At 72.2% G+C, this 6,495-nt stretch carries 7 protein-coding genes; 5 read left to right on the top strand and 2 right to left on the bottom strand.

Annotated elements, in window-relative coordinates:
- The 3 genes from FNH04_RS39095 to FNH04_RS39085 all read left to right on the top strand — a co-directional run.
- On the top strand, nucleotides 1-1,922 hold a 1,922-nt coding region (locus FNH04_RS39095; RefSeq protein WP_228031868.1), incomplete at its 5' end, for an FAD/NAD(P)-binding protein.
- An 84-nt stretch (nucleotides 1,923-2,006) separates the two neighbouring features.
- Complete coding sequence (locus tag FNH04_RS39090) at nucleotides 2,007-2,462, top strand: DoxX family protein (RefSeq protein ID WP_152790749.1); 456 nt, start codon at nucleotides 2,007-2,009, stop codon at nucleotides 2,460-2,462.
- Nucleotides 2,463-2,727: 265 nt separating this feature from the next.
- A complete protein-coding gene (locus FNH04_RS39085) occupies nucleotides 2,728-3,417 on the top strand; it encodes a DedA family protein (RefSeq protein ID WP_322725146.1) in 690 nt (229 codons plus the stop codon).
- 166 nt (nucleotides 3,418-3,583) lie between these two features.
- Here the strand turns inward: FNH04_RS39085 and FNH04_RS39080 are convergent, their stop codons facing one another.
- The gene (locus FNH04_RS39080) at nucleotides 3,584-3,802 is read right to left on the bottom strand and encodes a DUF2277 domain-containing protein (protein ID WP_152790748.1); all 219 of its coding nucleotides are present in this window, start codon (nucleotides 3,800-3,802) and stop codon (nucleotides 3,584-3,586) included.
- A gap of 194 nt (nucleotides 3,803-3,996) precedes the next feature.
- On the opposite strand from FNH04_RS39080, the gene FNH04_RS39075 reads away from it, so the two are divergent.
- The gene (locus FNH04_RS39075; RefSeq protein WP_152790746.1) at nucleotides 3,997-4,899 is read left to right on the top strand and encodes a ketopantoate reductase family protein; all 903 of its coding nucleotides are present in this window, start codon (nucleotides 3,997-3,999) and stop codon (nucleotides 4,897-4,899) included.
- Between the two features lie 3 nt (nucleotides 4,900-4,902).
- On the opposite strand, the gene FNH04_RS39070 is transcribed toward FNH04_RS39075, so the two are convergent.
- On the bottom strand, nucleotides 4,903-5,847 hold the full coding sequence (locus tag FNH04_RS39070; protein WP_322725145.1) for a LysR family transcriptional regulator: 945 nt from the start codon (nucleotides 5,845-5,847) through the stop codon (nucleotides 4,903-4,905).
- A 190-nt stretch (nucleotides 5,848-6,037) separates the two neighbouring features.
- Here FNH04_RS39070 and FNH04_RS39065 point away from each other — a divergent pair.
- On the top strand, nucleotides 6,038-6,495 hold a 458-nt coding region (locus tag FNH04_RS39065; RefSeq protein WP_152790743.1), incomplete at its 3' end, for an RNA-guided endonuclease InsQ/TnpB family protein.

The following is a 6,495-nucleotide window of genomic DNA, read 5'->3' as shown; positions in this document are numbered from 1 at the left end:
CCCCCACCCCCGTCTCCCTCGCCCTCGTCGGCGCGGGCCCGCGCGGCACCAGCGTCCTGGAGCGCCTGTGCGCCTCCGTACCCGAACTCCTGGCGCCCGGTGCGCGGTTGACGGTCCATGTGATCGATCCCTCGCCACCGGGTCCGGGCCGGGTCTGGCGCACCGCCCAGTCCCCGCACCTGCTGATGAACACCGTGGCCTCCCAGGTGACCCTGTTCACCGACGAGAGCGTGGACTGCTCGGGCCCGATCCGCCCGGGGCCGAGCCTCCACGAGTGGGCGGACGGCGAGCTGGGCCCCGACGAGTACCCGACCCGCGCCCAGTACGGCCGTTATCTGGAGTGGGTCTTCACCGACGTGGTGCGTCAGGCGCCGCCCGGGATACGGGTCGAGGTGCACACCGCCCTCGCGGTCCGCCTGGACGACGCCCCCGACGGCCGTCAGACCCTCACCCTCTCCAACGGCCGCACCCTGACCGGCCTGTCCGCCGTGGTCCTCGCCCAGGGCCATCTGCCCACGGCCCCCGACCGCACCCAGCGCGAGCTCACGGCGTTCGCCGCCCGGCACGGTCTGCGCCATGTCCCGCCCGCCAACCCGGCCGACGTCGACCTCTCTCCCCTCACCCCCGGCGAACCCGTCCTCCTGCGCGGTCTGGGCCTCAACTTCTTCGACCACATGGCCCTGCTGACCACGGGCCGGGGCGGCCGTTTCATGGACGGTCCGCGAGGCCCGCGCTATCTGCCCTCCGGCCGCGAGCCACGTCTGTACGCGGGCTCCCGGCGCGGTGTCCCGTACCAGGCACGCGGCGACAACGCGAAGGGCCCGTACGGCCGCCACACCCCGCTCGTCCTCACCCCCGAGGCGATCGCGGCCTTCCGCAAACGCGCGGACTCCGGCGAGGCGCCCGACTTCCTGGCGGACATATGGCCGTTGGTGGCGAAGGAGGTCGAGGCGGTCTACTACGAGGGGCTGTTGAGGCGTGGCCCCCACGGCCCGTCCCTCGACGGCCCGCCCTTCGACGGCCCGTCCCTCGACGACTTCCGCGACGAGTTCCTCTCCACCCCCCACGCCGGCCCCCAGGAGAGCGCCGTCCTCGACGAGTTCGGCATCGCGCCCGCCGACCGCTGGTCCTGGAACCGGATCTCACGCCCGTACGCGAACCGGACCTTCACCGGCCCCGGCGCCTGGCGGGACTGGCTGCTCGCGCACCTGCGCGAGGACGCGGCCCAGGCGGCGCTCGGCAACGTCGACGGCCCCCTCAAGTCCGCCCTCGACGTCCTGCGGGACCTGCGCAACGAACTCCGGCTGATCGTCGACCACGGCGGGCTGGCCGGCGCCTCCCGGCGGGAGCACCTGGACCGCTGGTACACGCCGCTCAACGCGTTCCTCTCCATCGGGCCGCCCCGCCGCCGTATCGAGGAGATGGCGGCCCTGGTCGAGGCGGGTGTCCTGACGGTCCTTGGCCCGGGTCTGCGGGTGCGCCCGGACGACGGGGCCTGGACGGCGTACTCCCCCGACGTCCCCGGGTCGACCGTCCGCGTGACCACGCTGATCGAGGCCCGCCTTCCCGAACCCGACCTGCGCCGGACTGCGGACGACCTCCTCGCCCGGCTGCTGAGGACGGGTCAGGCCCGCCCGCACACCGTCGACGGTTACGAAACAGGAGGGCTGGACGTGACCCCGCGGCCGTACCACCTGGTAGACCGTCAGGGAAAGGCCCACACAAGGCGATTCGCGTTCGGCGTGCCGACGGAGGGCGTGCACTGGGTGACGGCGGCCGGGGCCAGGCCAGGTGTGGATTCCGTCACTCTGTCCGACGCCGACGCGGTGGCACGAGCCGTTCTACGCGCCCTCGACCAGCAGACACAACGTCAAAGGGAAGCAAAGGCTTGGCCGAATGTTGAACTTGCAAGCATAGTTTAGGCGCTCCTAACGTGGGCCTCCGAACGGTATTCGTCCCCACCGGTCCCACAAGGACCGGGAAACCAGACCGTAGGAGTCCCCCACATGACCGGACGCCTCAACAGCGCCCAGCCGTACGCCATCGGCCTGTTCCGGATCGTCATCGGCCTGCTCTTCACCTGCCACGGCGCCATGTCGCTCTTCGGCGCCTTCGGCGGCGTGGACGGCAAGGGCGGCACCGCCGCGACCGGCGCCTGGCCCAACTGGTACGCGGCCGTCATCGAACTCGTCGGCGGCAGCCTGGTCCTGCTGGGCCTCGGCACCCGCGCCGCGGCGTTCATCGCCTCCGGCGCCATGGCCTACGCGTACTTCAAGGTCCACCAGCCCCAGGGGCTCTTCCCCATCGAGAACAGGGGCGAGGGCGCCGCGATGTACTGCTGGTCGATGTTCCTGCTCGTCTTCACGGGATCCGGTGCTTTCGGCCTCGACCGGCTCTTCTCGAAGCGCTCGGACTCGTCGGCGAGCAAGCCCGCCTCGGACCAGACCCCGGTAGCGGCCTGACCCGGCGTACGCCACACCGCTCCACGCACCAGGGCGCCCGCCTCCGTTCCCGAGGAGGCGGGCGCCCTCGCACTCCGGCCTCCGGGACGGCAGCCGGGCGTCGAGCTGATCCGGCCTTGTGTACGTTCCTCGACGAGCAGTTACAACCCCCTGTGAACTGTCCGTCACAGCCGGGGCGTACGCTGTCTGGCTGTCACAGGCCGCCCCGGCACTTCGGGCACTCCCGGCGACGCCGCGGCCCACGGGGGTACAAGGGGAGTTCTCGGTGCTTGAGAGTGTGGGGTCGCTGACTGCCAGTCCATGGATCTACGCACTGGTGGCCGCCTCCATCCTCCTGGACGTGTTCGTCCCGATCCTGCCGAGCGGGGTCCTCGTGATCACGGCGGCGACGGCGGCCGCGGCGAGTACGGCGACCGGGGCGGCGGCCGAGGACGTCCCCGACCTCCTCGTCCTCCTGCTCTCCGCGGCCACGGCCTCCGTCCTGGGCGATCTGGTGGCGTACCGCGTGGCGCGCCGGGGCGGCGAGCGCCTGGACCGCGCCATCGCCCGCTCCCGCCGTCTCACCACCGCGCAGGAACGACTCGGCGCGGCCCTCGCCCGAGGCGGCGGCGCCCTCGTCGTCCTCGCCCGCTTCGCCCCCGCGGGCCGCTCGGTCGTCTCCCTCGGCGCGGGCGCGGCCCATCGCCGGGTCCGCGAGTTCCTCCCCTGGTCCATCCTGGCCGGTATCGCCTGGGCCGCGTACAGCGTGGCCCTCGGTTACTTCGGCGCCCATGTGCTGGGCACGTCGTGGGTGGCCACGGCCGTGTCCGTGGGGGCGCTCTTCGGTGCGGGTGCCGGGGCGGCGTACCTGGTGCGGGGTGCTCCGCGAGTGACCGGCGAGTCCCCTCTGCCAGGTTCTGCCGGTGGTCGACTGCGGGTCCGTCGCGGCTGGTCGCGCAGTACTCCGCGCCCCTGAAGACACGGGTGCCCCCGGCATCACGACCTACCGCCGGCCCTTTTTGGGGCGCGGGGAACTGCGCGGTCCTCTGAGGGGCGCGGGGAACTGCGCGACCAGCCACGAACAACTCGCAGCCACGGACGGCCGCACAGCCCCGCGCAGCCCCAACGGCGCTCCACTCCGCTCAGCCGGAGGCCCCGCGCACCTCCAGCCCCGCCAGCAACTCGGCCGTGGCGGCGGCGACGGCGTCCACCGCGCGGTCGAACACCTCACGGTTGTGGGCGGCCGGAGCCCGGAAGCCGGACACCTTGCGCACGTACTGAAGAGCGGCTGCGCGGATCTCCTCCTCGGTGGCCTCTTCGGGGAGCACGGGCGGACGGAGCGTCTTGATGCTGCGGCACATGGGTCCAGTCTCGCGCGCTCCGTACGAGAACGGGCCCACTCGGCTCCCACTCGGCCGACGACCCGGCGTAGCAGCATCAAGCTTTTCCTTGGGGATCAGCAAGCTCCTCCGAGGATTGACTCGGATCTCGCCCCTTGTGATCATCACCGAGGCCGATACCCACCCGGGATCGGACAAGAGAAAAGAGGGCGACCATGACGAAGGACCGGCTCACTGTGGCGGTACTGGGTCCGGGCGGCGTCGGCGGCCTCCTCGCCGCGCTCCTGTCCCGCGCGGACCACCGCGTGATCTGCCTGGCGGGCGAGGAGACGGCCCGCATCCTCGACGACCGCGGCATCGAGATCCACAGCGCCCACTTCCGCGACTTCACCGCCCGTGTGGAGACGGCGCCCGAACTGACCGAGCCGGTCGACGTCTGTCTGGTCGCGGTGAAGGCCACGTCCCTCGACGCGGCCCTGGAGCGCGTCCCGGCGAAGGCGTTCGGCGACGGCCTCCTCGTACCGTTCCTGAACGGCGTCGAACACCCGGACCGCCTCCGCGACCGCTACGGCTCCGACCGTGTCGCCCCGGCCGCCATCCGCGTCGAGTCGACCCGGGTGGCTCCGGGAGTGATCGAGCACGGCAGCCCCTTCGTGGAGGTCGACCTGACCGGGCGAGGTATCCCGCGGGAACGCCTCAACTCACTGGCCGGAGCCCTGGAATGGGCGGGGGTGACCACCCGCGTCCTGGACGACGAGACGGCGGCGCTGTGGGCGAAGATGACGTTCCTCGCGCCCCTCGCCCTGCTCACCACCCGCTACGGCCTCCCGGCGGGTGCCATCCGCACACGCCACCGCGCGGAGCTGACCTCCCTGGTCGAGGAGGTCGCGGCGGTGAGCCGGGCGTGCGGCGCCCCCGCGGACCCTGCCGAGGCCCTCGCCCGCTATGACGCGTTCCCGCCGGAGATGAGATCGTCCATGCAGCGCGACGCGGAAGCGGGCCGCCCGCTCGAACTGGACGCGATCGGCGGGGCGCTGCTCCGTGCGGCAGAGCGGCACGGCGTACGGGTCCCCACGGCGGTCGGGCTGGTGGAGGAGCTGAAGCGGGCGGGTCACTGACGCTCACGCCCCCGCGAGCACGACATTCCCGGAACCACCCGCACCCTCCGCGCCCCGCTCACCCCCGGTGAGCCGCGCCACGGTCTCCGCGAACTCCCGGGCCAGCGGCGAGAGGGCGTCCCACCGCCGGACCGCCCACCCCACCGTGAGCGGCGGCAGCTCGGGAACCGGTACGAAGCGCAGCCCGGGGTGGCCCGGCCCCTTCCACCCCGGCAGTGCGGGAACGACGGCGTGCCCGACGCCGAGCCCGGCGAGCAGGACGGCGGTGTCCCAGTCGGCGACACTCGTGCCGGAGGAGTCGCCTGGTATCCCCAACTCCCGGTAGGCCGCCTTCAGATGGGCCCAGGACGTGCAGTTCCCGGGCAGCCCGACGAGCCGCAGCCCGACGAGCTCCCGGGCCTCTATCCACTCACGCCCGGCGAGTTCGTCGTCGGCGCGTACGGCGAGCACCCAGGGCAGCTCCACGACCCCCCGCTGCTCGACACCGCGCACGGGCGATCCGAGGGTGACCCACGCCAGGTCGAGCGAGGTGTCCGCGAGCGCCTCGCAGCAGCTCCTGCTCGAACTCTCGGTCTGGAACTCCAGGTTCGCCCTGGGGTAGCGCTTCCGGAAGTCGACGATGGCCTCCGCCATGAAGTGCCGCACGGTGGTCCCGCCGGTGGCGATCCGTACGGCTCCCGCGCCCCCGCGAACGATCTCGGCCAGCCGCCGCAGCGCGAGATCCAGCCCGGTGATCCCTTCGGAAGCGGCCTGCTCCAGCACACGCCCGGCCGGCGTCGGAACGACCCCGCGCGCCTGCCGCTCCACCAGCCCGACCCCGACCTCACGCTCCAGCCGCCGCACATGCTGGCTCACCGCCGACTGGGTGCACCCCAGCTCACGCGCCACGGCACTGAGACTTCCGGCCCGGCAGACGGCGACGAAGACGCGCAGATCATCAAGGGTCACGAGCCCCGAGGCTACCGGAATCCATTCGCAGTGCATCGGCCTTCAGGCCGGTGGTGAAGCGAATCTGACAGGGGCGACGCGGAGCGTCGCGGTGTTGTCCCGGCGGAGCCGGGCAGTGCACGGTTCCGGTGACATCTCGCGCACATGTTCCCGGTGACAGTGAGTGTTCGAGCTTTCTAGGGTGATCGTCATGCAGCTCCGGTACGCCTTCAGGTTGTACCCCGACGCCGCTCAGCAGGCCGCGCTGGCCAGGGCGTTCGGGTGCGCCCGTGTCGTGTTCAACGACGCGGTGCGTGCCCGCGAGGACGCCCGTGAGGCCGGGCAGCCGTTCCCGACGGCTGGCCAGCTGTCCCGGAAGCTGATCACCGAGGCGAAGCGGACGAAGGAGCGGTCCTGGCTGGGTGAGGTCTCCGCGGTCGTCCTTCAGCAGTCCCTGCGCGACGCCGAGACCGCGTACCGGAACTTCTTCGCCTCCCTCAAGGGAACCCGGAAGGGCCGGAAACTGGGCTCGCCCCGGTTCAAGTCCCGTAAGGACACGCGGCAGTCGATCCGGTTCACGGCCAACGCCCGCTGGAGCATCACCGGCAGTGGCAGGCTGAGCCTGCCGAAGATCGGCGCGGTGAAGGTGAAGTGGTCCCGCACCCTGCC

The organism is Streptomyces phyllanthi, assembly GCF_009377205.1.
Classification (GTDB): Bacteria; Actinomycetota; Actinomycetes; order Streptomycetales; family Streptomycetaceae; genus Streptomyces; species Streptomyces phyllanthi.
This window is presented reverse-complemented; position numbering and strand designations above follow the sequence as displayed.